Origin of the sequence: Pseudomonas sp. ITEM 17296 (genome assembly GCF_028895205.1) — a bacterium.
GTDB classification, from domain to species: Bacteria; Pseudomonadota; Gammaproteobacteria; order Pseudomonadales; family Pseudomonadaceae; genus Aquipseudomonas; species Aquipseudomonas kermanshahensis.
The window spans coordinates 15,720-40,396 of the sequence record NZ_WJRS01000038.1 but is presented as its reverse complement, the minus strand read 5'-3'; the positions used below and the strand labels follow the sequence as shown (position 1 = coordinate 40,396).

The 24,677-nt window shown below is 64.2% G+C and carries 24 protein-coding genes; 10 read left to right on the top strand and 14 right to left on the bottom strand.

All coding sequences use genetic code 11. The annotated features are described in order from the left end of the window. Positions 1 to 7: 7 nt before the first annotated feature. The 6 genes from GIB19_RS26200 to GIB19_RS26175 all read right to left on the bottom strand — a co-directional run bounded on the left by GIB19_RS26200 (position 8) and on the right by GIB19_RS26175 (position 6,301). Positions 8 to 1,267 (bottom strand): SAM-dependent methyltransferase, encoded by a 1,260-nt coding sequence (locus tag GIB19_RS26200; protein ID WP_274888601.1) that lies wholly within the window; start codon positions 1,265 to 1,267, stop codon positions 8 to 10. Then, positions 1,242 to 2,051, bottom strand: a complete 810-nt coding sequence (locus tag GIB19_RS26195) for a DUF1365 domain-containing protein (protein ID WP_274888600.1) — start codon at positions 2,049 to 2,051, stop codon at positions 1,242 to 1,244. Before GIB19_RS26195 ends, GIB19_RS26200 begins: the two co-directional genes overlap by 26 nt. Further along, on the bottom strand, positions 2,048 to 3,295 hold the full coding sequence (locus GIB19_RS26190; protein WP_274888599.1) for an NAD(P)/FAD-dependent oxidoreductase: 1,248 nt from the start codon (positions 3,293 to 3,295) through the stop codon (positions 2,048 to 2,050). Before GIB19_RS26190 ends, GIB19_RS26195 begins: the two co-directional genes overlap by 4 nt. 6 nt (positions 3,296 to 3,301) lie before the next feature. Continuing rightward, on the bottom strand, positions 3,302 to 4,054 hold the full coding sequence (locus GIB19_RS26185; protein ID WP_274888598.1) for an SDR family NAD(P)-dependent oxidoreductase: 753 nt from the start codon (positions 4,052 to 4,054) through the stop codon (positions 3,302 to 3,304). Beyond that, entirely contained in the window at positions 4,051 to 4,473 is a 423-nt protein-coding gene (locus GIB19_RS26180; RefSeq protein ID WP_027596246.1) for a nuclear transport factor 2 family protein, read from the bottom strand. The genes GIB19_RS26185 and GIB19_RS26180 overlap by 4 nt, the downstream gene beginning before the upstream one ends. 115 nt (positions 4,474 to 4,588) lie before the next feature. Beyond that, the gene (locus GIB19_RS26175) at positions 4,589 to 6,301 is read right to left on the bottom strand and encodes an FAD-dependent oxidoreductase (protein WP_274888597.1); all 1,713 of its coding nucleotides are present in this window, start codon (positions 6,299 to 6,301) and stop codon (positions 4,589 to 4,591) included. A 185-nt stretch (positions 6,302 to 6,486) separates the two neighbouring features. Between GIB19_RS26175 and GIB19_RS26170 the strand changes: the two genes are divergently transcribed. The 3 genes from GIB19_RS26170 (at position 6,487) to GIB19_RS26160 (ending at position 9,325) form a co-directional block, all read left to right on the top strand. Next, a complete protein-coding gene (locus GIB19_RS26170) occupies positions 6,487 to 7,263 on the top strand; it encodes an IclR family transcriptional regulator (RefSeq protein ID WP_274888596.1) in 777 nt (258 codons plus the stop codon). A 150-nt stretch (positions 7,264 to 7,413) separates the two neighbouring features. Then, entirely contained in the window at positions 7,414 to 8,466 is a 1,053-nt protein-coding gene (locus GIB19_RS26165; protein ID WP_274888595.1) for a Gfo/Idh/MocA family protein, read from the top strand. Between the two features lie 43 nt (positions 8,467 to 8,509). Beyond that, the gene (locus tag GIB19_RS26160; RefSeq protein WP_274888594.1) at positions 8,510 to 9,325 is read left to right on the top strand and encodes a sugar phosphate isomerase/epimerase family protein; all 816 of its coding nucleotides are present in this window, start codon (positions 8,510 to 8,512) and stop codon (positions 9,323 to 9,325) included. Between the two features lie 842 nt (positions 9,326 to 10,167). Here the strand turns inward: GIB19_RS26160 and GIB19_RS26155 are convergent. The 5 genes from GIB19_RS26155 to GIB19_RS26135 form a co-directional block, all read right to left on the bottom strand. Further along, the gene (locus GIB19_RS26155; RefSeq protein WP_186680567.1) at positions 10,168 to 11,493 is read right to left on the bottom strand and encodes an MFS transporter; all 1,326 of its coding nucleotides are present in this window, start codon (positions 11,491 to 11,493) and stop codon (positions 10,168 to 10,170) included. Between the two features lie 113 nt (positions 11,494 to 11,606). Then, positions 11,607 to 13,337: an FAD-dependent oxidoreductase gene (locus tag GIB19_RS26150; protein ID WP_274888592.1), complete on the bottom strand. Its 1,731-nt coding sequence runs from the start codon at positions 13,335 to 13,337 to the stop codon at positions 11,607 to 11,609. A gap of 34 nt (positions 13,338 to 13,371) precedes the next feature. After that, complete coding sequence (locus GIB19_RS26145; protein WP_085273160.1) at positions 13,372 to 13,692, bottom strand: NIPSNAP family protein; 321 nt, start codon at positions 13,690 to 13,692, stop codon at positions 13,372 to 13,374. Then, the gene (locus tag GIB19_RS26140; RefSeq protein ID WP_274888591.1) at positions 13,677 to 15,410 is read right to left on the bottom strand and encodes an FAD-dependent oxidoreductase; all 1,734 of its coding nucleotides are present in this window, start codon (positions 15,408 to 15,410) and stop codon (positions 13,677 to 13,679) included. Before GIB19_RS26140 ends, GIB19_RS26145 begins: the two co-directional genes overlap by 16 nt. A gap of 3 nt (positions 15,411 to 15,413) precedes the next feature. Then, complete coding sequence (locus GIB19_RS26135; RefSeq protein ID WP_274888590.1) at positions 15,414 to 16,223, bottom strand: shikimate dehydrogenase family protein; 810 nt, start codon at positions 16,221 to 16,223, stop codon at positions 15,414 to 15,416. 281 nt (positions 16,224 to 16,504) lie between these two features. Here GIB19_RS26135 and GIB19_RS26130 point away from each other — a divergent pair, with 281 nt between their 5' ends. Further along, entirely contained in the window at positions 16,505 to 17,275 is a 771-nt protein-coding gene (locus GIB19_RS26130) for an IclR family transcriptional regulator domain-containing protein (RefSeq protein ID WP_274888589.1), read from the top strand. Between the two features lie 35 nt (positions 17,276 to 17,310). Here GIB19_RS26130 and GIB19_RS26125 read toward each other — a convergent pair whose 3' ends face one another. Both GIB19_RS26125 and GIB19_RS26120 read right to left on the bottom strand, forming a co-directional pair. Beyond that, complete coding sequence (locus GIB19_RS26125) at positions 17,311 to 18,105, bottom strand: ABC transporter permease (RefSeq protein WP_274888587.1); 795 nt, start codon at positions 18,103 to 18,105, stop codon at positions 17,311 to 17,313. After that, positions 18,102 to 18,779 (bottom strand): ABC transporter ATP-binding protein, encoded by a 678-nt coding sequence (locus GIB19_RS26120; RefSeq protein WP_274888602.1) that lies wholly within the window; start codon positions 18,777 to 18,779, stop codon positions 18,102 to 18,104. The genes GIB19_RS26125 and GIB19_RS26120 overlap by 4 nt, the downstream gene beginning before the upstream one ends. Positions 18,780 to 18,953: 174 nt before the next feature. Here GIB19_RS26120 and GIB19_RS26115 point away from each other — a divergent pair, with 174 nt between their 5' ends. From GIB19_RS26115 to GIB19_RS26090, 6 genes are all read left to right on the top strand, one after another. Beyond that, complete coding sequence (locus GIB19_RS26115) at positions 18,954 to 19,718, top strand: COG4705 family protein (protein ID WP_274888586.1); 765 nt, start codon at positions 18,954 to 18,956, stop codon at positions 19,716 to 19,718. A gap of 2 nt (positions 19,719 to 19,720) precedes the next feature. After that, positions 19,721 to 20,158: a hypothetical protein gene (locus tag GIB19_RS26110; RefSeq protein WP_412765279.1), complete on the top strand. Its 438-nt coding sequence runs from the start codon at positions 19,721 to 19,723 to the stop codon at positions 20,156 to 20,158. Between the two features lie 84 nt (positions 20,159 to 20,242). Continuing rightward, on the top strand, positions 20,243 to 20,908 hold the full coding sequence (locus GIB19_RS26105; RefSeq protein WP_274888583.1) for a response regulator: 666 nt from the start codon (positions 20,243 to 20,245) through the stop codon (positions 20,906 to 20,908). Continuing rightward, positions 20,884 to 22,227 carry a sensor histidine kinase gene (locus GIB19_RS26100; protein ID WP_274888579.1) on the top strand — a complete coding sequence of 448 codons (1,344 nt, stop codon included), beginning with the start codon at positions 20,884 to 20,886 and terminating at the stop codon, positions 22,225 to 22,227. Before GIB19_RS26105 ends, GIB19_RS26100 begins: the two co-directional genes overlap by 25 nt. Positions 22,228 to 22,357: 130 nt before the next feature. After that, complete coding sequence (locus GIB19_RS26095) at positions 22,358 to 22,717, top strand: RidA family protein (protein WP_027596256.1); 360 nt, start codon at positions 22,358 to 22,360, stop codon at positions 22,715 to 22,717. Between the two features lie 202 nt (positions 22,718 to 22,919). After that, positions 22,920 to 23,306: an NUDIX domain-containing protein gene (locus tag GIB19_RS26090; protein ID WP_099429745.1), complete on the top strand. Its 387-nt coding sequence runs from the start codon at positions 22,920 to 22,922 to the stop codon at positions 23,304 to 23,306. Between the two features lie 11 nt (positions 23,307 to 23,317). Here the strand turns inward: GIB19_RS26090 and GIB19_RS26085 are convergent, their stop codons facing one another. Beyond that, positions 23,318 to 24,664, bottom strand: coding sequence for a cation:proton antiporter (locus GIB19_RS26085; RefSeq protein ID WP_274888575.1), 1,347 nt, complete (start codon positions 24,662 to 24,664; stop codon positions 23,318 to 23,320). Between the last annotated feature and the right edge of the window lie 13 nt (positions 24,665 to 24,677).

The window sequence follows — 24,677 nt, the reverse complement described above, 5'->3', positions numbered from 1 at the left end:
TGCCTGGTCAGGCGCCTGGTAGGGGGGCGCGGCGGGCCTGGGGCGCGGCCCATAGCAGCTGTGCCACGCCAATGGCGCGCTCTTCGAAACCGCCCTGGCAATAACACAGGTAGAACTCCCACAGGCGCTGGAAGGTTTCGTCATAGCCCAACTCCATCAACGCGTTGCGCGCATGGCGCAGGTTGTCGCGCCAATGGCGCAAGGTGCGCGCATAGTCGGTGCCGAAGTCCTCCAGGTGCACCAGGTTCAGCGCCGTCTGGCGGCTGGCGGTGTCGAGCAGGACGCTTAGCGAGGGCAGGGCGCCGCCGGGGAAGATATAGCGCTGGATGAAGTCCACCGAACGCCGGGCCTTTTCATAGCGCTGGTCACGAATGGTGATGGCTTGCAACAGCATCAGGCCGTCGTCCTTGAGCAGCGCGGCGCAGTGGCGAAAGTACAGGGGCAGGTAACGATGGCCGACGGCTTCGATCATTTCGATCGACACCAACTTGTCGAAGCGCCCTTGCAAGTCGCGGTAGTCCTCGCGCAGTACCGTGATGCGCTGCTCCAGGCCTGCCGCCTGCACGCGTTGCAGCGTGTGCGCGTACTGCGCCTCGGAAAGCGTCGTGGTGGTCACGCGGCAGCCGAAGTGGGTAGCGGCATGGATGGCCAGGCTGCCCCAGCCGCTGCCGATTTCCAGCAGGTGCTCGTGGGGCTTGAGCTCAAGCTTCTGGCAGATGCGCTCCAGCTTGTTCAGTTGGGCGTGCTCCAAGCTCTGCTCGGGGCTGTCGAACTGTGCCGCGGAATACATCAGGGTTGGGTCGAGCAGCCGTTCGAACAGCGCATTGCCCAGGTCGTAGTGGGCCAGGATGTTGCGCCGCGCACCGCGTCGGCTGTTGCGGTTTAGGCGATGCAGCAGGCGCAGTGCTGGGCGGCCGAAGCGCGCCAGGCCACCTTCGAGGGCATCCAGCACGTCCAGGTTGGCCACGAACAGGCGGGTTACCGCCGCCAGGTCGGGGGTGCGCCAGTAGCCATGGATATAAGCCTCCCCAGCACCGATCGAACCGTTGCCGGCGATCAGGCCCCAGGCGGCGTCATCGACGATCTCGACTTCGGCATACAGCGCGCTGCCGGCGTCACCGAAGTTCCAGTGCTGGTCATTGCAAATCAAACGCAGGGAGCCTTGGCTCAAGCGCCGCAATTGCGCCAGCACGGCCATCCGGGCCAGGCTGCCAAGCACCGGCGTCAGGCCGGCCGACTTGCTAACGCTCAGTGTGGGGTCGGACATGATCAGGTTCCTTACAGGCGTGGCCAAGGCTCAGGTCGCCCTGGCTGGCGGTGTGGTTGTAGACAGGGGTGCGCTTGAGCAGCAGGCGCAGGGCCTGCCAGTAGATGGCAGACACCGTACGCAGGCTCATCCACGGGAAGCTCAGGATGTAGCGGTGCAAGGCGGGCCGGTCCAGCGGTTCGCGGCGAAGGGCCAGGTGGGCTTCGAATACCTTGTGCCCCTCGCGCCAGTTCGCCATGTGCACGTGCACGCGCTGGCCGTCGAGCACGAAGCGCAGGCGGTAGTCCATGTCCAGCGGCATGAACGGCGATACATGAAACGCCTTGGCCAGGCTAAATGCGTCGGGTTGGCCGTTTTGCACCGGCAGCACGTAGTGGTGGCGCTGCCGCCAAGGCGTATTGCGGACCTCCAGCAGTATCGCCACCAGGTGGCCGTCGCGGTCATGGCAGAAGTAGACGCTCACCGGGTTGAACGACAGCCCCCAGCAGCGCAGTTGCGTGAGCAGGTGCACCGCGCCTTCGGGGGGGTGCCCGGTTGCTTGGCCGACCAGCTGGCGGGCGGCCTGGGCCAACGGTATGCCGCGCGCGGTCAGTGCGGGCAGGTAGTCGGTTTCCCGCCAGCACAAGGGCGCTAGCCGCGAGCGCGCGAGCCAGCGCGACAGGCCGCGCCAGTGTTTTTGCTCGTCCAGGTCCAGGTAGAACATGCCGACCCGGTAGCGGAATGCATGGTGCCGCGGGGTCAGCCGCCGATGGCTGACCCAACCATGACACAGGCTGCTGTTCACAAGCGCTCTCCGAAGTATTCTGCCACTTTCAACGCGCTGAGCACGCCGTCTTCATGGAAGCCGTTGCCCCAGTAGGCACCGCAGTAGTAGCTGTGCTGGCGGCCCTGCAATTCGCCTTGGCGGGCCTGTGCAGCCAAGGCCGCGAGGCTGTACTGCGGGTGGCTGTAGCTGAAGCGGGCGAGCACCTGCGCCGGGTCAATCTGTGCGGTCTGGTTGAGGCTCACGCAGAAGGTGACCGGGGCGTCGATGCCCTGCAGGATGTTCATGTTGTAGGTGAGTGCCGCAGGTGCCTGCTCGGCGCCGCCCAGCCGATAGTTCCAGCTGGCCCAGGCTTTGCGCCGACGCGGTAGCAGGCGAGTGTCGGTGTGCAGCACCACATCGTTGCTGGCGTAGGTGAGGGTACCCAGCACCGCACGCTCGTCCGCACTGGGTGTTGCCAGCAGGGCCAGGGCCTGGTCGCTGTGGCAGGCGAACACCACCTTGTCGAAGCGCTCGGTACCGGCAGCGCTGATCACAGTCACGCCGTCGGCGTCACGGATCACCCGGGCCACGGGGCAGTTGCGCCGGATACGCTCGGCAAAGGGCTGGCACAACGGTGCCACGTAGCTGCGCGAGCCACCTTCGATCACCCGCCATTGCGGGCGCTGGTTGACCGACAGCAAACCGTGGTTGCGGCAAAAACGCACGAAAAACTGCAACGGAAAGCCCAGCATGTCGGCGCGTGACATCGACCAGATCGCCGAGCCCATGGGCACGATGTAGTGGTTGATGAAGCGCCGCCCATAGCCGTGTGTGCGCAGGTAGCTGCCCAGCGTGGTGTCCTCTTCGATGCGCCGGTTGTCCAGGTCGGCCAGGGCTTGGCGATTGAAGCGCAGGATGTCGCGCAGCATGCCCCAGAACCCAGGTGACAACAGGTTGCGCCGTTGGGCGAACAAGGTGTCGAGGTCATGGCCGTTGTACTCCAGGCCACTGGCGGGGTCATGCACCGCAAAGCTCATCTGGGTCGGCCGCGAGGCCACCCCCAGGTGTTCGAGCAGGCGAATGAAATGCGGGTAAGTCCAGTCGTTGAAGACGATGAACCCGGTGTCCAGCGCATACTGCTGGCCGCCCCAGTTCACGTCGACGGTATGGGTGTGGCCACCCACCCAGTCAGCCGCCTCGAACACCGTCAGCGCATGCTGGCGTGAGAGCAAGTGGGCACAGGTGAGGCCAGCGATACCGCTGCCGATGATTGCGATGCGCATGGCGTGCTATTCCCGTGGGTTTCGTGCCAGGCGTTGGCCTAGCTGCAGACGCCAGCGCACCGGCAATGCGCCGAGCAGGCGCAACACCCAGGTGAAAGCGCCGGGGAAGTTGATTTCCAGCGGGCGTTTGGCTAAGCGCGTGACGATGTGCCCGGCGGCGCGCTCGGCGCTCCAGCGCTGTGGCATGGGGAAGTCGTTGCGCTGGGTCAAGGGCGTGTCGACGAAGCCAGGGCTGACGAGGGTGACATCAATGCCCTCGCGGACCAGGTCGATGCGCAACGACTCCACCAGGTAACGCAGGGCCGCCTTGGACGCGCCATAGGCGCCGGCGCGGGGCAGGGCCAGCCAGCTCACCGAGCTGCCCACCACCACCAGGTGCGGGTGCTTGCCACGGCGCAGCAAGGGCAGGGCAGCGGCAAGGCAGTGGCTGGTGCCGATCAGGTTGGTGCGCATCACCCGTTCGACCAGCGCCGGGTCGAAGTGACCCGGCTCCAGGTATTCGCAGGTGCCCGCGTTGAGGATCACCAGGTCGAGTGCACCCCAGGCATGCTCGATCTGCTCGGCGACCTTGGCGACCTGGCCCGGTTCGTCGTTATCGCCGATGGCCAGCATGGCCTGCTGCGCAAACCGCGCCGCTAAGGGTGCCAAGCGGTCGGCCTGGCGGCCACCCAAGGCCACCTGATGCCCCTGCTCCAGCAAGCGCAGGGCCAGCGCCGCGCCCATGCCACTGCTGGCACCGGTCACCCAGCAGCGGCTCATGCCAGCCTGCCTTTGAGCCAGCGGACCGCGCTGCCCATGATCGGGACGTGCTCGTAAAGCAGCGCACCGGCGTCGAAGTAATCCTGATGAAAGTGAACCCGCTCGTGCCAACGCAGGTGGCTGCAGCCTTGCAGGCTGATCAGCGCGCCATTGCCCAGGCGAGGGTGGCGAAAATGCAAGGTCCAGCGCAGGTACCCGTGCCCCGGCTGCACTTCGTCGTAACCCTCGAATGTGTAGCGTACCTCCTGCACGTTCGCGTACAGCTGCGCGAAGTACCCCCGCAGCGCAGGCAAGCCGCTGATCTGGTGCAGGGGGTCGCGAAAGGTCACGTCCTCGCTGTACAGGTCACCGAGCATGTCGAGGGTGTGCGCATCGAGGCTGGCAAAGCGTTCGGCGAAGGTTTGCAGGTAGCTGTGCATTCACTTTCCTGTACAAAAAAGTTTTCTTGTACAGGTATAGTTTAGCTTTCACCGCAAAGCTATACAGGATGATTTTTTTGTACAGTTTTTACCGGGTGGCCGCCAAACGGTGGCCTTATTCCGGCGCCTGCGCCCCAGCAATATGCCGCCCGGCCACGTAACCGAACGTCAGCGCCGGGCCCAGGTTGATGCCACCTGAGGGGTACCAGCCGCCAAACACACTGGCCATGTCGGTACCGGCGGCATAAAGCCCGACAATCGGCTGGCCTTGCTCATCCAGTACCCGCGCATGGCCATCGGTGCGCAAGCCGGCAAAGGTACCAAAGCAACCGGGCTGAACCTTCACAGCATAGAACGGCCCTTGTTCGATCGGCGCCACGCACGGGTTCGGCCCGCTGTACGCCGGGTCACCCTGCTTGCGGTTGAACGGCGTGGAGCCGCGGCCGAAAGCCGGGTCCTGGCCGTGGCGCGCATGGCTGTTGTACTCCGCGACGGTGGCACTCAAGCCGACAGGGTCGATGCCGCAGGCGCGGGCCAATTGTTCGATGCTGGCACCGCGCTTAAGGTAGCCACTGCGCAGGTGCGGCCATACCGGCAACGGCGCAGGCCGGGCGTGACCGAGGCCGTAACGCCGCAGGAAGCGGTGGTCGCAGATCAGCCACGAGCAGGCTTCCTCGCCCGGTGGGATCGCCTCGAGCATGGCTGACACATAGTCGTAGTAGCCGTGCGCCTCGTTGACGAAGCGCTTACCGCTGGCCAACACGCCAATAACGCCGGGCATGCCGCGTTCGATGATGTGCGGGAAGTGGCCGACGCTGCCGTCGCGGTGCGGCACTTTGGAGACCGGTGCCCAGGCCACTGAAGATTTCAGGTCGGTGGCCACCACACCGCCTGCCGATTCGCCAAGGCGCAGGCCATCGCCCGAGCAGGACTGCGGGGGCAGGGCGAGGTTGTCATGGCCACTGGCATCACGCGCAAACAGCTGCCGGCGCCGCGCACTGTCGTTGGGGAAGCCCCCGGCGGCGAGCACCACGGCTTTCGCCCGGACGGTAAGGTCACCCTGCGGTGTGCCTATCACGGCGCCGCGCACTTGGCCGTGCTCAATCAGCAGGCGCTTGGCCGGGGCAGATTCCAGCAGCCGCACGCCCAGGTCTTCAGCCGATTTTGCCAGGCGCGCCACCAGGGCCACGCCGTTGACCAGGTGCATGGCCCGGCCATGGCGGGCGAGGTGGTACAGGTGGCGGCCAAAGCGCTTGCACACATGCAAGAAGGCCCGTGGCGAGCGGGTCATGTTGAGGAAGGCGGCCAGGTCAGGGCCGGCCATGATCGGCATGCCCATGAACGAGGTCTCGCGCAGGGTCTTGCGCAGGCGGGGCAACAGCGCGCCGACCTCGCGGGCATCATAGGGCGCGGCGATCACTTGGTGCCCACCGGTGGCGGCGCCGGGTGTGTCGCCATGCATGTCGGGGATGGCGTTGCCGTCGACAAACTGCAGCGCAGTGTGTTTCTCGAAAAAGGCGACCATGTGCGGGCAGGCCTCGAGGAAGGCATCAACCCGTTCAGCATCGTAATGCGTGCCCAATTCGTTACGCAGGTAGGTGCGAGGCTGTTCGATGTCTTCGACGATGCCGGCGCGGCGGGCCAGCGGGTTGCGGGGTACCCAGGCCCAGCCGCCGGACCAGGCCGTGGCACCGCCAAACACCGGCGCTTTCTCTACCAGCATCACGCGCTGCCCATGCCAGGCTGCCGTTACCGCTGCGGCCAGGCCGGCTGCGCCTGAGCCAATGACCAGAACGTCGTATTCGGCTTGCAAGGTGTCGGTAGGCATCGCAGGGTCTCCGGTATTATTATTGGAACGTGATTCCATATTCTTTATGTGAGACGGTGCCGGATGCAAGTGAGGCCGTGCAGAACTGGTCGATAACCGGACACTTCAACGCCCGCCTGCTGCGCCGATGGCCGTGGCTGTGGAATCATCTTCCAAAATTCATCCATTTTTCAGGGACCTTAGCCATGGCTGGTAGTCAGATCGAACGCGCCTTCAGTCTTGTAGAAAGCCTGACCGGCGAGCCTGAGGGCCTTGCTCTGCAGACGTTGGCCGAGCGCCTGGAGATCCCCAAAAGCGCCACCCACCGCATGCTGGCCGAGCTGATCCGCCTGGGCTACGTGCGGCAGAACCGCGACAACAGCCGCTATCAGCTCTCTGCCAAGCTGGTGGCGATGGGCTTTCGCTACCTGTCCAGCAGTGGCGCCGACATCATTCAGCCGATTCTTGATCGCCTGGCCCAGGATAGCGGCGAGCTAGTGCGCCTGGGCGTGATCGAGGGCAGCCGCCAGACCTGGATCGCCAAGTCTCAGGGCGCGCGCTCCGGCTTGCGCTACGACCCCGACATGGGCCGCGATGCCCCGCTGTTCTACACCGCCTCCGGGCATGCCTGGCTGGCCAGCCTGAGCGACGACGAGGCGCTGCAGATGGTCTTGCGCCAAGGCATCGCCGACCCGGCACAGTTCGGCCCGAATGCGCCGCGTTCCACGGATGAACTGCTGGGCTACCTACAGCGTGCACGGGAGCGTGGCTATGCCTGGGTCGAGCAGACCTCAGCGGTGGGCACGTCAGCGTTGGCCGCCGTGGTGCGGCGCCCACGCACTGACGAGGTGATCGGGGTGCTGAGCATCGCCGGTCCCAGTGCCCGGCTGGCGCAAGCGCGCCTGCCTGAACTGGCTAGCCTTTTATTGGCGGCAGTGGGCGAACTCTCGTCGGCCAGCCAGGCCAGTGAGCTGTTTGCCTAAAGCGTCGCCTGTTCATTAGTGGTCGATAACCGCACAGTCTGTGCAGGCGGCGCTTTTGTAAAGCGGACCCGAGTTCTAAATTGTCGAGTATGAATTCTGGAACACTGTTCCGTAATTTATGCCCGACAACAATGACAAGAGGACAGTCCGTTGAATGCACCGCTTCGTATCGCCCTGATTGGCGCCGGTATCATGGGCCGCCAGCACTACCAGCACCTGCGCCAGCTGCCGCAGGCGCAGTTGTGCGCGGTGGCAGACCCCGGCCCGCAGGCTGAGTCTTTCGCCGCCGAATGCGGGGTGGCCTATTACGCCGATCACCGGCAGATGCTGGCCAGCGTCAAACCCGAGGCCGTGATCGTCGCCAACCCCAACAACCTGCACGTGGCCACCGCGCTCGATTGCATCGCAGCCGGCGTGCCGGTGCTGGTGGAAAAGCCTGTGGGCGTGCACCTGGACGAAGTCCGTGCGTTGGTCGAAGCGTCCAAGCGCTGTGGCGTGCCTGTGCTGGTTGGCCACCATCGCCGGCACAACCCGCTGATCGCCAGCGCGCGCGGCCTGATTGCCGAGGGGGCGCTGGGTAGGCTGATCAATGTCACTGCGCTGTGGCAGTTGCAGAAGCCCGACAGCTACTTCGACACCCCCTGGCGCCGCGAGCCGGGCGCCGGTTTTTTGCTGACCAACCTGATTCACGACCTCGACCTGCTGCGCTACCTGTGCGGCGAGGTCGTGCAGGTGCAGGCGTTCACCCGCAACGATGTGCGTGGGTATGCCAATGAAGACAGCGCCGCCGTGCTGCTGCAGTTCGCCAACGGGGCGCTGGGCAGCCTGACAGGTTCGGACGCGGTGGCTGCCCCCTGGAGCTGGGAGCTGACGTCCGGCGAGAGCCCGATATACCCGCGTCAGGATGGCCAGCCCTGCTACCTGCTGGCCGGCAGCCACGGCGCACTGAGCATTCCGCAGCTCAAGCACTGGCAGTACGGCGAAGCAGGCTCCGGCTGGCACACACCCTTGCTGCAAAGTGGCGCCGAAACGCCGGCAGGTGAAGCGTTGACCTTGCAATTGCAGCACTTCATTCGCGTCGCCCGCGGTGAAGAGGCCCCCTTGACCGACGCTGCAGATGGTGGCCGCACGCTGGCCCTGGTCGAGGCGATCCGCCAGGCAGCCGAAAGCGGCCGGGCCTGTGCCCCCGAGACGATTGCCTGACGCGAGCCCCCTTCACACCTTTAATTGCCTTCAGGTAACGAACATGACTGACCGTATTTTTTCCCTTGCCGCGCTGACGGTGCTCGAGCTTTCGCCGCCGGCCATGGTGGAGGCCGCTGCCCGTGCCGGCTACAGCCACGTGGGCCTGCGTTTGGTGCCGGCTACCGCAGAGGAACAGCACTTCCCGCTGGTGGCCGATGCTGACCTGCGTCGGCAGACCCAGGTGCGCCTGCGCGATACCGGCATCAAGGTACTCGACCTGGAAATCCTGCGCCTCAAGCCCGAAACCTGTGTTGCCGATTTCGAAGCCATTCTGGCGGTGGGTGCCGAGCTGGGCGGGACCGAACTGCTGGTGGCCGGTAACGACCCGGACGAGGCACGCCTCACGGAGCGCTTTGCCGCACTGTGCGACCTGGCGGCGGGCTATGGTATCCATCCGCACCTGGAGTTCATGCCCTGGACCGACGTTCGCGACCTGCGCCAGGCCATGCGTGTGGTTGCCAACGCTGACCGGGCAAACGGCTGCGTTCTGGTGGACGCCTTCCATTTCAACCGCTCCGCTTCCTCACTCGACGACCTGTCCCACTTGGCACCGCAGCGCATGCGCTATGCGCAGCTGTGCGACGTGGCCGGCCCGGTGCCGGACGACATGGACGAGATCCTGCGCCAGGCCCGCAACGAACGGCGCTTCCCGGGTGATGGCGATGCTGATTTGATCGGCCTGTTGCGTGGCTTGCCGGCCACCGTACCGCTGAGCCTGGAGATTCCGACGCGGCAGTTACTGGAGCAGGGCGTGAGTGGCGAGCAGCGTGCGCGGATGGCGCTGGAGAAAGCCAAGGCGGTATTGGCGCGGGTTTGAGCTTCAAGGGCCACTGTGCGGGCGCAGAGAACAAAGATCGCAAGCAAGTTGCTGACCCTGTGGGAGCGGGTTTACCCGCGAAGAAGGCGCCGCGGTGTATGGCACCGGCTTCGCCGGTGTTCGCGGGTAAACCCGCTCCCACAGGTCCCTGCTAAATCAATCAGGTATGTGTTGTTCTGTGAGAGGTAACCCAGCCCTTTGGGCTGCGTTGTCGAGCAGAGAACAAAGATCGCAAGCAAATCACTGAACTCTGTGGGAGCGGGTTTACCCGCGAAGCAGGCGCCGCGATGTATGGCACCGGCTTCGCCGGTGTTCGCTGGCAAGCCAGCTCCCACAGGTCCCCGCTAAATCAATCAGGTATGTGTTGTTCTGTAAGAAGTAACCTAGCGCTTTGGGCTGCGTTGTAGAGCAGAGAACAAAGATCGCAAGCAAGTCGCTGACCCTGTGGGAGCGGGTTTACCCGCGAAGAAGGCGACGCGGTGTATGGCACCGGCTTCGCCGGTGTTCGCGGGTGAACCCGCTCCCACAGGTCCCTGCTAAATCAATCAGGTATGTGTTGTTCTGTGAGAGGTAACCCAGCCCTTTTGGTTGCGTTGCCGCGAAGAGAACAAAGATCGCAAGCGAGTCGCTGACCCTGTGGGAGCCGGCTTGCCGGCGATGCACGCGACGCGGTATATGGCACCGGCGAAGCCGGTGTTCGCGGGCAAGCCAGCCAAGCGCTGCAAAGCAGCGTATGACAGTAAACCTCAAGGCCGGTCCAAGTTAGCGCAAAGGTCCAATGGCCTGTCTGCAGGCAAAAAAAGAGGCTCCGAAGAGCCCCATAGAGGAAACCTGGTTAGCCCTTAAGCGGCCTCAATCCCACGCGGCGCCATGAAGTACATCCACACCAGGGCAATGAAGTACATCACCGGAATCATGGTGAAAAGCACCGCATAGTTATTGTGGGTGACCGTCAGCACGCTGCCGACGATCTGTGTCATGAACATGCCGCCGATGGCCGCGCACATGCTGCCGAAGCCGAACACCGTGCTCACCAGATGCTTGGGCGTGTAGTCCATGACCAGGCTCCAGATGTTCGCGGTCCAGGCTTGGTGCGCGCCGACCGCCACGGCGATGGCAAGCACCGCGACCCATAGGCCACTGGCGTGGGCAGCGAAGACCACGCTGACGATGGTGCAGGCAAAAATCAACATCGAGATCAACCGGGCACGGGTGGCGCGCATGCCGCGGCCGATCAGCCAGGACGACAGAATGCCGCCGCCGATGCTGCCGAAGTCTGCGGTCAGCCAGATCAGAATCAACGGGATGCCCATCTGGGTGACGCTGATGCCCAGGTCGTACTGCTGGTTGAGAAACGGCGGCAGCCAGTACAGGTAAAACCAGAACACCGGCGCCGTGATCGAGTAGGCCACGGCAAAGGCCCAGGTGCCGCGCTGGCGCAGGATGCGGCTGAACGGCACGGGTTTGGCTTCGGGCTCCACGTCTTGCTGGATATAGTCCAGCTCGCTCTGGCGAACGTGCGGGTGCGCCTCAGGGTTGAAATACTTCAAACCCCACAACACCACCCAAACCAGACCGAGGCTACCCATGGCGATGAACGCGGCCTGCCAGCCCCAAGCAGCGAGAATCAGTGGCAGCAGCGCCGGGGTGACCATGGCGCCGACGTTGGTGCCGGCGTTGAACAGGCCGGTGGCGATGGCGCGCTCGCCGGCGGGGAACCACAAGCGCGTGGTCTTTACGCACGCCGGGTAGTTGGCCGCCTCGGTCAGGCCCAAAATGAAGCGGCAGACCATGAAGCCTGCTGCCGAGGTCGCCAGGCCATGGGCGCCGGTGGCCAGGCTCCACAGCAGGACGGCGCCGAAGAAGGCATGCTTTACCCCGACTTTGTCGATCAGCCGGCCCTGCAGCACAAAGCCGATGGCATAGCCGACCTGGAACCAGAAGTTGATGTTGGCGTAGTCCATCGCCGTCCAGCCCATGTCCTTGGCGAGAACGGGCTGCATGATGCCGAGGGCGGCACGGTCGATGTAGTTCAGGGTGGTGGCGAAGAACACCAGGGCAAGCATGCCCCAGCGGGTCTTGCCGACGGCGAAGGCGCCGCGCACCTTGTCGCCGATGGATCCATGGGCGAGGCGGGGGCTGGCAGTGTCGAACTTGGAAGGGGTCATGTGAAGTCGTTTCTTGAAATTGTTTTGAACGGCAATGCGTCTGGAACGCGGTTTTGCCCTGGGCAAGGCTGGGCGTGCAAGGTCATTTATGGTGAGCAGTGAAGGGGGGAGCGTCAATTCAAAGATGGGGCTACTGTTCGATGATCGAACAAAAGTGACGCGGCGTCTTCTGGCTGATTGCACAGTGCCATGCCTGCCAGGTAACCGAAGGTCATCCCAGGGCCAAGGGTGATACCGCCACTGGGGTAGTGCCCGCCCATGATGCTGTGCATGTCGTTGCCGACCGCGAACAGGCCGGGTATTGGCCGCTGCAGGCTGTCCAGCACCTGGGCCGAAGCATTTGTGTGCAGGCCAGCGAAGGTGCCGAGGCTGCCGGGCAGCAGTTTTACCGCATGAAAGGGCCCGTGCAGCAGCGGCCTCAGCGACGGATTGGGCGCGTGCAAGGGGTCGCCCTGCGCACGGTTATACAGCGATGCGCCACGCTGGAAGTCCGGGTCCGTGCCCTGCGCCGCATGGTGGTTGAAATGTGCCACGGTGCGCTGCAGTTGCGCTGCGTCGATCCCGCAGCGTGCGGCCAGCTGCCCCAGGGTAGGGCCGCTGAACAGGTAGCCACGGCGCTCATAGAAGCCGGCAGGGAAGGGGAACGGCTTGGCCCAGCCGATGCCGTAGCGACGTTGCGCGGCGTGGTCACAGATCAACCAGGCTTCGTGCTCCTCACCGGGTGGCGTGGAGGTGAACAGTGCATTCATGAAGGCGTGGTAGCTGTCGGCCTCGTTGACGAACCGCCGACCGTCACCGCGCACGGCAATGAAACCCGGCTTGGCGCGGTCGATCAGGTGCGGGAAGTGGCCGAGGCTGCCGTCGCTTCGCGGCACCAGTGAGACCGGCGCCCAGGCCCCGGCGTGGGCCGCCGTGGTGGCGACCTGTGCGCCGACCTGTTCGCCCAGGCGCAGGCCGTCGCCATTGTTCTGCGGCGGCGCTGCGGAATAATGGCGATCGCCCTCAGGGGCATGGGGTATCAGCTGGGCGATGCGCTGGCGGTCATGGGGGAACCCGCCGCAGGCCAACACGACACCGCGTCGCGTATGGATCACCTGGCCATCGCTGAACTGCACGCCTGTGATACGCCCATCCCTCAGCAAGCCTGTGGCCTGCCGGTCATGCAACAGCGTCACGCCCAGGTCGAGGGCACTGCGCAGCAGGCGCGCCACCAGCGCGTTGCCGTTGACCAACTGCAGGCCGCGACGGTGCAGCAGCAAGTCGCGCCCATGGCGCAGCAGGCGTTTGCCGACGTGCCAGGCCGCCTTGGGTGAGCGGCTGGCGTTGAAGAAGGCGGCCATGTCTGCGCCACCGGCGATGCCCATGCCGGCCAGGCTGACGATATCCAGGGGCGGCCGTAGCCGGTGGATCCAGTGCCCAAGCAGGCGCCCGTCGAACGGCTGCGCACACAGGGAGCGCCCGCCACGCGCACTGCCATCCCCCTCGTGCATGTCGGGCATTTTCGTCCCGGACTGGAACTGCACGGCGGTATGTCGCTGGAAGAACGCCACCATCTCGGGTCCATGGCGCAAAAACGCCTGCTGGCGAGGGTCCAGTTCGGCGACGTGGGTCTGTGCGCGCAGGTAGCGTTCGGGCGCATCGTCGGCTTCGACGGTGCCTTCGGCGATCGCCAGCGGGTTGCGGGGTATCCATAACCAGCCCCCCGACCAGGCGCTGGTGCCACCGAACTGGCTGGCCTTTTCCGCGACGATCACCTTCAGGCCGTGATGGGCGGCGGTTACTGCGGCAGCCAGGCCAGAGGCGCCGGAGCCGAGGACAAGTACGTCACATTCCAGGGGTTGCATGGAGGGGCTCCGGTCAGGTTGGAGGGTGCGTCAGTTACTGCAGCGGCGAAAAGCCGGTCGGCCGCATCAACCGCGACTGCAACCGCAACACTGCGCCCAGCTCGCGATTGCGCTGCGAGAACTCCGCCCAGCGCGGGTCCGCCGCCATCGCCGCGCGGCGCTGCATGCGGTCGTCGAGGCTGGTGTAGGCCCACAGGTGCACCACCTGGTTGACCTCGCCGAATTCACTGGTAAAGAAACCGACCAGCTTGCCCAGGTGCTCGCTCTGCACCGCCAGCGCGTGGCTTTGGTACAGGGCCAGCCAGTCGGCCATTTTCAGTGGGTCGAGGGTGTAGGTTCTCAGTTCGTAGTACATGCGTTTGTCTCCAGAGGGTGGGCCTGCGCCTGCAGGCGGTTGGCAATATGGCTGGCGGCGATCCAGCCGAAGGTGAGGGCAGGGCCTAGGGTGATGCCTGGGCCGGGGTAGGTGCCGTTCATCAATGAGTTCATGTCGTTGCCCGTTGCATAAAGGCCGGCAACCGGCGTGCCGGCGCGGTTGAGCACGTTGGCATGGGCGTCGGTCACCAGGCCGCGTGCCGAGCCCAGGTCGCCGGTGTGGAGCTGAATGGCGTAGAAGGGCGCCTTGACCAAGGGCGCCAGGCAGGGGTTGGGCGTGTGATGCGGGTCGCCCATGTAGCGGTTGTAGCTGTTGCCGCCTTTGTCGAATGCGCGGTCGATGCCGTTGCGGGCGTCGGCGTTGAAGCGCTCCAGCGTCGCCTGCAATGCCTGAGGGTCGACGCCGATGGCCTCGGCCAGGGCGTGCGGTGTGTCGCCGCGGTACAGGTAGCCGGCGTCGATCAGTGCCGCGTTGTTCACGGGTTTCGGGCGTGCCAGGCCCAGGCCGTAGCGGTTCATGGCCTCGGCGTCGCAGATCAGCCAGCAGGTGGTGAGGTTGCTGGCGAACATGGTCTGCACGAAGTGATGGTAGGAGTTCGACTCGTTGACGAAGCGCTGCCCGGCCGGGTTGATCGCGATCACCCCCGGTTTGGCACGGTCGGTGACCAGGTGCGGGAAGCGTTCGCGCTCACCATTGGCATGGCGCAATTCGGAAACGGGTGCCCAGAAGAAGTTAGCGGCCAGCCCCTCGCCGTGGGCAGCATCCACCGCTTCACCCAGGTGCAGCGCGGCGCCGTCGTTGGTTGGCGGCGACATGGTAAGGTGCGGCGCATCAACGCCTGGGCGGTAGGCGGCAGCCAGTTCGCCGGCTGCGAAGCCGCCCATGGCGCAGACCACGCCACCCCGGGCACGCACCTGCACGCGCCGGCCTTCGTGCTGCACCACCACGCCAGTCACCGCGCCGTGCTCGACGATCAGCGCCTTAGCCTCGCTGCGCAGCCACAGTTGCGTGCCATGGGCAAAGGCCGTGGTGGCCAGGCGTGCAATCAGCGCATTGCCGGTGGTCAGGCGGGTGCCACGGTGGTGGCGAAGGCGGTCCAGCGCATAGCGAGCCATCAGCTTCAAGCAATGCCACAGGGAGCGCGGTGATTTGCGCAGGCCAAGAAAATGCTGGATATCCACACGGTTGACCATCATCCCGCCGAACAACAGCATGCCCGGCGGCGGCATTTTCAGGTCCTTGAAGCGCGGGCCGAGGCGGCGGCCGTCGTATTCGACCATTTCCAGTGCTCGGCCGAACTGGGTGGCACCGGGCTCATCCGGGTAATAGTCCGGTGAGTGCGGGCGCAGGGCATAGCGCAGTTCGGTGTGGCGCTCCAGCCAGCGCAGCGCTTCATGCCCGCGTGCAATGAAGGCGTCTACCAGCGGTGCGTTGTAGCCGGCACCAATCACGGTTTTCAGGTAGGTGCGCATGGCTTCGGGGGAGTCTTTGGCGCCGGCTGCACGGGCTTGATCGGTGCCATACACCCACGCCGCACCGCCGGAAATCGCCGACGTGCCGCCGAAGGTGTCGGCTTTCTCCACGACCAGTACCTTCAGGCCAAGGCTGGCGGCCGTGGCGGCGGCGGCAAAGCCCCCGGCACCACTGCCGAGGACCACCAAGTCGTACACCGGTTGCGCGTGTTCGGTAGCGGCCATGGCTCAGATCTCCTGCGGGGTGACGCCCATGAAGGCGCCGAGGTGGCCGAGTTGGGCGAAGGCCATCTGCGGGCCAGTCTGGATCGCACAGCCCCGGTCGCGTGCCTGCTGCAACAGCGGGGTGATTTCTGGCGAGGTGACCACGTCGGCAACCAACGTGGAGGGTTGCAGGGTTGTCAGCATCGGCGCTGGGAGCGGCAACTCATCGGTGCTGCCCATGCCAACCGGCGACGCGTTGACCACCAGGTCGAACGCTTCCAGCGAGCGGTAGTGGGTGGCGATTTCGAGACTGGGGAAGGCCGTGCCGAGTACTTCGCAAAGCGCCCCAACGCGGGTAGTGCTGGGGTCGCTGAGGGTGATCTGGCGCACGCCCGCTTCGCCCAGTGCGTAGGCGATTGCACTGCCCACCCCACCACAACCAATCACCAGCGCGCGTTTGCCTGCCGGTTGAAAGCCCTGTTTGCGTGCGGCGCCAAGAAAGCCTGCGCCGTCGACATTGTCGCCGAGCAGGCGGCCGTCACTGTGGCGGCGCACCACGTTGACCGAACCCAGTGCGGCGGCGCGCGCACTGAGGCCGTCCAGGCGTGCGGCCAGTGCCTGTTTGTAGGGCACGGTGACCACGCAACCGCGCAGGTTCTGCCAGCCGCGCAGGCTGCCGACAAAGGCTTGCAGCGCAGTCTCTTGCAGGTCGATGGGGAGCATTGCCAGGTCGCAGCCGTTGCTGGCGAACCAGGTGTTGAAGTTTTCAGGCGATTTCACCTGGGCGATGGGTGAACCGACGATGGCGACCAGTTCTGTCGAACCCCGAATCATGCTGACCTCCGTGCTTGCTGTTGTTGTGCAGCAAGGGTGACCGGGTGCAGGGCGCGGGGAAATGCGCTTGTCGGGCGGGTAGTGCGATAATCGCAGTCAGGTAGCGATTATTGGCGGGCAATGCTGAAAAATGTGCGTCAGAAATACGCTCTCTCACTGTAGGAGCAGCCTTGTGCTGCGAAGAGGCCAGTAAAAACAGTGAAGATCGAGGGTTTTGCCACCGGCCTCTTCGCAGCACAAGGCTGCTCCTACCCGGGCTCGCGCATCACTGGAGAACCCCCATGGACAAACCCGATATCCACCCCCGCGACCTGATCGCGGGCTTGCAGAAAGGCCTGGCATTGATGCAGCTGTTCAGCGTCGATCAGCCGCGCCTGACCGTGCCCCAGGCAGCCAGGCAATCGGGCCTTACCCCCAGCGCCGCGCGCCGCTTCCTGCTGACGTTGGTACACGAAGGCTTTGCCGACACCGACAGCCGCCAGTACTGGCTCACGCCCAAGGCGTTGCGCATCGGCCAGGCCTACGTGGACTCGGCCCAGCTGCCGCGCATGCTGCGGCCCATCGTCGAGCAGGTGGCGCGGCAGACCCAGGAGCATGTCTCGGTCGGCACCCGTGACGGCGATGAAATCATCCACCTGGTGCGCAGCCGCTACAGCCACATCGCCTCGTTGTCGATCAGGCCCGGCTCGCGGGTGCCGATGTACTGCACCGCCGGCGGGCGAGTCTGGCTGGCGGCACTGGAGGAGGCCGCACGCGATGACTACTTCTCACGCAACCCGCTCCGCCCGCTCACGCCCTATACCCAGACCGATCGGGCGCTGCTGGAAGCAGAGTTGCAGCGCGTGCGCCAGCAGGGCTACAGCATCGTCGACCAGGAATACGAAATCGGCATGCGCGTGCTGGGGGTACCGCTGCTGGACCGTAGCGGTCAGTTGAAGGCGACGCTGACGATCACCACCCACGCCTCGCGGTTGAGCGTCGACGAGATACGGCTGCGCTACCTGCCACCGCTCTACGAGGCGCAGGCGTTGTTGAAGCCGGTGGTGGGCTGACTGCTGCGTATAACGTTCAGCGCGTTTGTAGGGTGTTACTTCTGCTTCGAGAGCCTGTGCGACATGAACTGGTGTGAGGCCGAAAACAGTCGCCGGAACGTCAGCAACACCGCGCACACGGTCCCCAGCCCCGAGGCTGCGGCGATCAGGAACATGATGACGATCTGGTAACGGACGGCCTCTGCCGGACTTTGCCCGGCGAGGATCTGGCCGGTCATCATCCCAGGCAGGCTGACGATGCCAACCACCGTCATCTGGTTCAGGGTTGGCATCATGCCGGCTTTCACCGCCTGCGCAGCAGCGGCCTGAGCCGCCTCCCAGCGAGTGCCGCCCAGGCTCAGGACTGTTTCCACGGTGGCGCGGTTGGTAGTGAGCTCGCGTGTCATGCGGTCGATGCCCAATGACACGGCTGTGAGCGTGTTGCCGAGCACCATGCCGAGGATAGGGATGGCGTACTGGGGGGTGTACCAGGGGTGTACCTTCAGCACCACGAACAGGCCGATGGCCGTGACCAGCCAAGCGCTCAGCCAGACAGAGATGATACTGTCGACGAGCAAGCCGCGGTGACGATGCTTGCCGCGCCCCGCCGCAGAGCTGCCTGCGACAAGCGTCATGGCCAGCATCAAGGGCAGTACCACATACCATTCGGCAAACTGGAAAACCCAGCCCAGTATGTAACCGATCGCCAACAGCTGAACCACGGTGCGCAGGGCGGCCCACAGCAGTTGCCGCTCCAGTTGCAGCTTCAACAGAACGGACAGCACGCCATTGATCAAGATGAGCAATGACGCAATCGCCAGGTCCGCATAAGAGAGGTTCTGATAGGTCATGTGATGTTCTCGCAAAGCACACCTTGCCGCATGCTCATCTGGCGGGTGCACATGCGCAGGGCCTGTTCACGATCATGCGATACCCAAATATAGGCACGCGAATGCCTGGCTGTGTTGAACCAGTTCATCACCAGCCGTTCCACGGTGGCTGCCGAGCGCGGGTCTAGCGCTGAAGTGGGTTCGTCGAACAGGATCACCTGGGGTTCCAGCAGCAGCACGCGGATCAACGCAACCAGTTGTGCTTCGCCGCCCGACAGGTCGGTGGCCAGCTTGTCTAGAAAGCCCTGGGGTTTTTCGGCCTGGCCCAGCAACTCATCGAGCACGCGGCTGTCGAAACGGCGGTGGCGCAGCGACTTGAGCCTGAAGGGCATCTGCAGGTTGTCCATGACTGAACCTTCCACCAGCGCAGGCCGTTGTGCCAGGTAACAGACACATGACCGGTAGTGGGGGATCGACTGGGCGGCGATGGCGCTGTTCATCCACCGGACTTCGCCGGTGCTGGGTGCATCCAGCAGCGCCAGCAAGCGAAGCAGCACACTTTTGCCCGAGCCTGAGTTGCCACTGACCGCCACACGCTCGCCTGCGCACAGCGAAAAGTCGGTCGGTGCGAGCAATGGCGGGCTGCCTGAGGCCGCCACGCGGCTCAGGTGCTTGGCTTCGATCAGCACTGGCAGGCGCTGCGCGGCTGAGGGGGGTGAGGACACGAGGCCTTCCTGGGTCAATCATCGTTGGCCGGGCAAGTGTCGCAGAGGCCGCGCCCGACAACCAGCCTGCGCAGCTCAGGCCCAGCTAAGTTTTCATCCGTAATGTGCCTCCTGACCGCGACAGGATCCGAGGAGGTACTTGCGATGAATACAGTGAGCACAGGCTGGCTGAACAAAGTCCCGGAAGTGACGTTGTCCTTCTGGATCATCAAGATCATGTCCACCACCGTGGGCGAGACGTTTGCCGACTTCCTGGCCGTCGATGTCGGTTGGGGGCTGGGCATCACCAGCGTGGTGATGGCCTTGCTGCTGAGCGCCGCGCTGGCGCTCCAGCTGCGCAAGCGCGAATGCGAGCCCTGGATTTACTGGTTGTGTGTTGTGCTGGTGAGCATTCTGGGGACCCAGATCACCGATATCCTGACCGATGTGCTGGATGTCAGCCTCTACACCAGCACCGCCGTGTTTTCAGTGCTGTTGATGGCCAATTTTGCAGCCTGGTACGCGTTGGAGCGCAACCTTTCGATTCGTCACATCGTCACCGCCCGGCGCGAGTGGTTCTATTGGAGCACGGTGCTTTGCACCTTTGCCCTGGGCACCGCAGGTGGCGACCTAGCGACTGAGGCACTGGGCCTGGGCTTTGGCATCGGTACGCTGATTTTCGGCGCCTTGATCGCCGCCTGCCTGATTGCCTGGCGGCTGGGCGTCAATACGGTGCTGGTGTTCTGGGTCGCCTACATCCTTACCCGCCCCCTGGGCGCATCCCTCGGCGACCTGCTTACCCAGGCACACGCCTATGGAGGCCTCGGCATGGGCGCTACCTGGACCAGCGCGATATTCCTCTGCGTCATCTTCATCCTGGTTGGCGTCGCCCAGATCGGTGCCGCCCAGTCCCGGCGGCTCGCCCCTTGAACATGAGGTACTTATCCATGATTTCACAACGCACACTGCGCTTTGCCTTGGCGGTCGCCTGCCTGGCTTCGGTCCTCGGCATCACCCAAGGCTGCTCCAAGGCAGATGACCCGCAACAGCCTACCGCTGGGGTTCATGCCCCCAGCAAGCTCGGTGACCTGAGCGCATTTCGGGTTATCGCCGAGGACGTCGCGGCGAAGGTGGACGCCCAGGACCTGCCTGGCGCCAAGGCGCGCATCAAAGACCTGGAAAAGGCCTGGGACGATGCCGAGGCGGGCATCAAGCCGCGTGCTGCCAGTGACTGGCACCTGCTGGACAAAGCCATCGATCATTCGCTCGATGCGCTGCGGGCAGGCCAGCCACAGCAGGGCGATTGCAAGGCGGCGATGAGTGACCTGCTCAAGGCCTTCGATACCTTGCAGGGCCCGCGACAGGGCTAAGCAGGGCTGGAGCGGGGTGACAGCTTTCCTGTAGATACCGGGGAGGCTATCGTTCCCTCAAAGCTTGGCACCGAGGGAGACGCCATGCGAATTCTGTTGGTCGAAGACGACACCATGATTGCGCAGGCATTGCAGGCTGCACTGGAAGCAGCTGGGTATGCCGTGGATTGGGTCGACAATGGCCTGACAGCGGAGGCGGCACTGCGTACGCAAGCCTACGACCAAGTCCTGCTCGACCTAGGGTTGCCTGGGCAGGACGGCTTGCAGGTGCTGCAACACCTGCGAGCAGCGGACAACCCGGTGCCGTTGCTGATCATCACGGCCCGGCCAGGCCTGGATGACCGCTTGCGTGGCCTGGATGGCGGCGCGGATGACTTTTTGCAAAAGCCCTTCGAGATGGCCGAGTTGCTGGCCAGAATGCGTGCGGTCATGCGCCGAAAAGGCGGGCGTGCGGCGCCCGAGCTGGGTAACGGCAGGGTGACCCTGGACCCGGCCGCAAAATGCGCGTGGGTGCCAGGCCAGGACGCCGTGCAGTTGTCCAACCGTGAATTCACGCTGTTGCAGGCATTGTTGCTACGGCCCGGCGCGATCCTGTCGCGTGCGGAGCTCGAAGACAGGCTCTACGGCTGGGGCAACGAAGTCGAGAGTAACGCCGTGGAGTTTCTGATCCACGGTTTGCGCCGCAAACTGGGCAAGGATGTCATCCGCAATGTCAGGGGGCTGGGATGGATGGTCTCAAAAGACGTCTGAAGTACTCGCTGCAACTGCGGCTGTCGTTGGCGCTGACGATTGCGATTCTGCTGGTGGCGACCCTGACCGGCCTGTTCAGCTATGTGTCGGCCTACGATGAAGCACTGGAGTTCCAGGACAACAGCCTGCGCCAAGTCGCGGCGTTGCATATGCGACAGGGCCTGACGTTTTACTACGGCGACAACCAGGCCATTGCGGCCGAAGACGACGAAGAAACCCGGATCGTGATTCAGTACCTGGCGGATGGCGCCAAGGCAGGCCATGGCGATGACAGCCGGCTGCCGCTGCCTATTCCCGTCACGGTCGCCGATGGTTTGTCCACCCTGCAGGTGGGTGACGAGCCCTTTCGCGTGTGGGTCGGCAAAGACGCCTCAGGGGCGCGCTTCGTGGTGGCCCAGGAAATCGGCAGCCGCAACCGTGATGCACGCGACAGTGCCTGGCGAGCATTGCTGCCATTCGCCATTCTCTTTCCGACGCTGCTGCTCGTGGTTGCCGACCTGATCCGCAAGCTGTTCAAGCCCGTCACCGCGTTGGCGGCGAAGCTCGATAGCCGAGAGGATCAAGACATGCGTCCCATCGATGACCAAGCGCTGGCCAGTGAAATCCGCCCCTTCGTGCATGCGATCAATCGGCTGCTGGCGCGTGTCGCGCGCACGCTGGAGGGCCAGCAGCGATTTGTTGCAGATGCAGCCCATGAGCTGCGCACACCCCTCACAGCGTTGTCCCTGCAGAGCGAGGGGCTGGCGTGCGAGCCGATGTCCCCGCAAGCCCAGGCCAAAGTCAGCCAGCTCCGCCGGGGTATCGGCAGGAGCCGCAAACTGGTCGAGCAGTTGCTTGCCCTGGCGGGCGCTCAGCTGGGTGCAGAGCCCTCCGGCAGTGTGTCGGTACATGAAGTTTGCCGCTTGGTGCTGGAAGACCTGATACCGCTGGCGGAGCGAAAGCAGCTCGACATTGGCGTCGAAGGGGATGATGTGCGCCTGACCATCCGTGAAGTCGAGCTTCGCGCAGTGGTCAAGAATCTGGTCGAAAACGCCATTCGCCACGCGCCCGAGGCGGGGCATGTCGAAGTGTCGATGCAGCAATCGGCGGAGGCGGTAGAGCTGTGCGTCCGTGACGACGGGCCCGGCATCGCGCCTGAAGAGTGGGAGCGGGTGTTCGACCCGTTCTACCGAGGGCAGGGAAACCAGGAGGAAGGTTCCGGGTTGGGGTTGTCCATCGTGCGGACCATTGTGCAACGCACCGGGGGGCAGATAGACGTTGGCTTTATCGATGCGGCCAGCCAGCAGGGCTGGTGTGTGCGCTTGCGCTGGCCGCGGTGAAAAGCCGCTGAAAGGTGTCGAAATGCATCCAGGCTAAAAGCCCCGCGTGGACAAGGCATCCATTAATGGGTAGAACGGGGGCCTGCTCGACGCAGTGGTTTTCTATCTCGACACGACAAGGAATATCAGGATGACGATCGAACGCCTGCACACTAACGCTCGCATGAGCCTTGTGGTCAAGCACCAAGGCACCGTGTACCTGTCCGGTGAGGTTGCCAACGATTTTGCGGGCGATGTGCAGCAGCAAACCCGTGAAACCTTGCAGAACATCGAGCGACTGCTCGACCAGGCCGGCACAGACAAGACACGGATTTTGTCCGCAACCCTTTACCTCAAAGACATCGATGCCGACTTCGCGGGCATGAATCAGGTGTGGGATCAATGGTTGCCGCAGGGGTGTGCTCCAGCGCGCGCAACGGTGCAAGCCAAGTTGTATGACCCTGCCGTGCTGGTCGAAATCTCGATTATCGCAGCGCTCCCTGACGCGTAACGGCTTGCTCACAACTCCCCTCTAAGTGCAGCGCTGGCCCACAGCGCTGCACAATCTTCTACCGCCGAACGGAACTACCGCCCGGGCCACGCTTTCTCAAGGCTAGCTGCCTGCTTTGAAAGTGGCGCGATATTCGCATCCATGTGAATAACGCTACCCGCTTGCGAGCGCAGGGCAGTGTTTTGGTAAGTAGGAGGTAGACATGTCTGACAGGAGCAGCCTCAGGAGCAGAGCGACGGTGCTGTGCTTTCGCAGTGGCAAAATACTCCTGGTGCGTAGAAAGGCCAGGAAATGGGGCTTTCCGGGGGGCGGTGTGGGCACGAATGAGGCACCGTTGCACGCCGCCAGCCGAGAGCTGAAAGAGGAAACAGGGATTTGCCGTGAGCGCCTGGTGGCGCTGTGCACGCTGCAAGTCGGTAACACCCTCCATTACATTTTTACCCTGCAGCTGGACGATCAGGACAAGCCGGTGCCGAAGAACGAGATCGTCGCTTGCAAGTGGATTGAGCGCGATGCACTGAATACCTCCCTCCTCAAGCCCGCCGCTGCGGCACTGCTGCGTAGCGAACTGCCGGCGCTGTGTGCTTGACCCGAGTCACGCTAGCCGTCACGGCGTTTTCGGCCTGCTTCATAACGCGACAGAAGAGGCTGCACGCTTAACCCATGCACGACAATGCTCAGCGCCACTACCGACAGCGTGAGGTTGGTGATGGCCGCGGCATCGCTGGCGCTTAGGCCGTGGTTTACCGAGTAGAACAGGTAGTAAAGGCTGCCGATACCGCGTATGCCGAACCAGCCCAGCATGCCGCGCTGGCGAAGGTCCAGCAGGCCACGCCCTGGGATGATCAGCGTACTCAATGGCCGAATGAACACGAACAGCGCCGCGCCTACGGTCAGTGCGCGCCAGTCCCAGTGCTCGATCAACACGACACCGAGCAAGGTCACCAGAAACACCTCCATCGCCCGCTCCACAAGCCCACCAAACGAGAGCATGTCGCCTAGCATGATGCCGGCTGCGACCTGCGTGTCTTCCAGCGTGGCTATATCGCCTTTGACCGCGTGCTCCGGGGCGACATGCTGGTGGCCGACCACAGGCTGCACAAGGTGTTCTGCAGGCGCTTGTGGGGTGGGGCTGGCGTGCACCTCGGCCTGTCGCAGGCCCAGCCCGGCAGCGAACACGGCGAGAAACCCATAGCCATGGATCAGGTCGGCGACCACATAAGCCATCGCGATCAGCGCCAGCGCCAGGTAGTCGTTGGGCGAGAGGGTGCTGTCCTCGTGCCGGGTGCGCAGGTACAGGGTCAGGTGCCCTAGGCCGCGCCCCAGCCAATAACCGCTGAGCAAGCCGGCGGGCACCGCCCACAGCACGTCTTGCCACAACCAGTCAGTCAGCCATTGGCTGCCTGCTGCGCCCTGCACAAGCAGCAAGCCCAGGATTACGAACGGAAAGGCGACCCCATCGTTGAGCCCTGCCTCACCCGACAGGCTGAAGCGCACGCGGTCGTAGTCCTGCGCGTCATTGACCTGGACCAAGGTGGCCAGCACCGGATCGGTCGGGGCTAGGATGGCGCCAATCAACACCGACACGCCCCAGCCCAGGTTCAGGCCGTAATGCAGCACCAGGCTGACCCCGGCGATGCAAGCCAGCATGACCGGCCCAGCCAGGAAAACCGCCACCCGCCAGCTGCGGCTGCTCAGCGGCAGGCGCAGCTTGAGGCCGCTGACAAACAGGGAAAACAGCACGGCGACCTCGGTCAGGTGCTCCATCCAGCCGTGCGCATCGGGCAGCTCGAGTTGCAGCAAGCCGAGGCCACCGGGGCCCAGCGCGACGCCCAGGGCCAGGCACACGACCGAGGTCGTGACCGGGATCCAGCGCAGGTAAGAGGAGGTCAACGCCAGCAGCAACAAGACTGCGCCGAGCATGGCCACCCAGACGATGAAGCTCATGTGCGCAGTGCCT